This is a genomic window from Pseudonocardia sp. SID8383, from assembly GCF_009864975.1.
In the GTDB taxonomy this organism is placed as follows: domain Bacteria; phylum Actinomycetota; class Actinomycetes; order Mycobacteriales; family Pseudonocardiaceae; genus Pseudonocardia; species Pseudonocardia alni.
In genome coordinates, this window is sequence record NZ_WWFY01001033.1 from 1 (window position 1) to 2,089 (window position 2,089).

Below are 2,089 nucleotides of genomic sequence, written 5' to 3' on the forward strand. Positions count from 1 at the left end.
GTCCGCACGGACTTCGCCGCCCGCCGCAGCGGCTGAGAGCACGGGCACGATCACGGATCGGGCACCGGGGACGTCGGCGGGCGACCCTCCGCGTGCCCGATCCGTGATCACTCCCGGCGGTGCGGCCCGGCGCGGGGGCGTCGTGGAAGGCTGGACGCCGTGACCGTCACCGTCTGGTGGGCCGCCCCGGCCGATCCCGGCGACCGCGCCGACCTCGTCGCACTGCTGGACGCCCATGAACGTGAGCGGCTCCTCGCACTGCGCAGGCACGAGGACCGCGCCCGCTACCTCGCCGCGCACGCCCTGGCCCGGCTCGTGCTCGCCGAGCGGCTCGACACCGACCCCGCCGCGCTCGTCCTGGACCGGACCTGTCGCTGCGGAGAGCCGCACGGCAAGCCGCGCCTGGCCGGGCGCGGCGACGACCCCGGCTTCTCGCTGACCCACTCCGGCGCGCTGGTCGGCGTCGCGGTCGGGACCGGCCCGGTCGGCGTCGACGTCGAGGCGCACCGCCCGCTGTCCGGCCTCGACGGCCTCGTCCGGCACGCCCTCTCCCCCGCCGAGCTCGCCGCGGGCACGCCCGACGGCACCGGGTTCCTGGTCACCTGGACCCGCAAGGAGGCGCTGCTCAAGGCCACCGGCGAGGGCCTGTCGAGCCCGATGGACGCGATCACGCTGTCCCCGCCGCACGCCCCGGCCCGGGTGCTGGGCTGGACCGGCACCGGCGGGAACTGGTGGGTCGCCGACGTCGCCACCGGCCTCGACGACCACCCGGGCGCCGTCGCCGGGGCGGGGCCGGTGGCCCCGGTCGTCACCGTCGCCGACGGCGACGCGGTCCTGTCGGTGCGCCGGGGCACGATGCACGGGTGATGGTGAGGTGACCGCGGCGGCCGACCGCTGGGTGCTGCATCTCGACATGGACGCGTTCTTCGCCTCGGTCGAGCAGCTGACCCGGCCCACCCTGGCCGACCGGCCGGTCCTGGTCGGCGGCGCGGGACCGCGCGGCGTCGTCGCGGGGGCGAGCTACCAGGCGCGGGTGTTCGGGGCCCGCTCGGCGATGCCGATGGGGCAGGCGCGGCGGCGCTGCCCGCACGCGACCGTCCTGCCGCCCCGGTTCTCGCTGTACAAGGCGCTGTCCGAGGAGGTCATGGCCGTCCTCGGCGAGTTCTCCCCGGTGCTCGAGCCGGTGTCGGTCGACGAGGCGTTCGTGGAGCCGCCCGACCTCGTGGGGGCCTCCCCGGACCGGGTGCGGGAGTGGGGCACCCGGCTGCGCGGCGCGGTGCGCGAGCGCACCGGGCTGCCCGCCTCGGTGGGGGCCGGGTCGGGCAAGCAGGTCGCGAAGATCGCCTCCGAGCTGGCCAAGCCGGACGGGCTGCGGGTGATCGCCCACGCCGAGCAGGCCGCCGTGCTCGACCCGCTCCCGGTGCGGTCGCTCTGGGGCATCGGACCGGTCTCCGGCGAGGCGCTGCGGAAGATCGGGATCGAGACGATCGGACAGCTCGCCGCGATGGACGCCCGCGAGGTCGCCGGGGTGCTGGGCGGTGCCGTCGGGTCCGAGCTGCACCGCCTGGCCCGCGGTGTCGACGACCGTCCGGTCGCCCCGCGCGGCGCGGCCAAGCAGATCAGCGCGGAGACGACCTTCGACACCGACCTGACCGCGATGAGCGCGGTGCACACCGCGGTGGAGTCGATCTGCGTCGCCGTGCACCGGCGCCTGGTCGCCGACGGCCGGACCGCCCGCACCGTCACGGTGAAGGCGCGGACCGGGGACTTCGCCACCCACACCCGGTCCGAGACGACCCCCTTCGGGACCCGGGACCTGGCGACCCTGGTCGCAGTGGCCCGACGGCTGGCCGAGGGCGCCGTCGGCGAGGGCGGGGTGCGGCTGCTGGGGGTGTCGGTGTCCGGCTTCGGCGACGAGCCGCCACTGGCGCTGTTCGACGCGGTGCCCTCGGAGAGCGGGTGGACGACGGCCCAGGCCCCCGACTCACCGCCCGCGACCGCCGGCCCGGCCGCCGCGGCGGGGGTGACCGTGCTCGACGCATCCCCGGAGAACGACGCAGCCGGCGGGACCGGCGCGACCGAGGAGCCC

2 protein-coding genes are annotated in these 2,089 nt (G+C 77.3%); both read left to right on the plus strand.

Going from position 1 to position 2,089, the window contains the following annotated elements; translation table 11 throughout:
- Window positions 1–159: 159 nt before the first annotated feature.
- Window positions 160–867 (plus strand): 4'-phosphopantetheinyl transferase family protein, encoded by a 708-nt coding sequence (locus tag GTW08_RS24850; RefSeq protein WP_304580035.1) that lies wholly within the window; start codon window positions 160–162, stop codon window positions 865–867.
- 7 nt (window positions 868–874) lie between these two features.
- Window positions 875–2,089, plus strand: a 1,215-nt coding sequence (locus GTW08_RS24855; RefSeq protein WP_161152614.1) for a DNA polymerase IV, incomplete at its 3' end; no start/stop codon positions are given.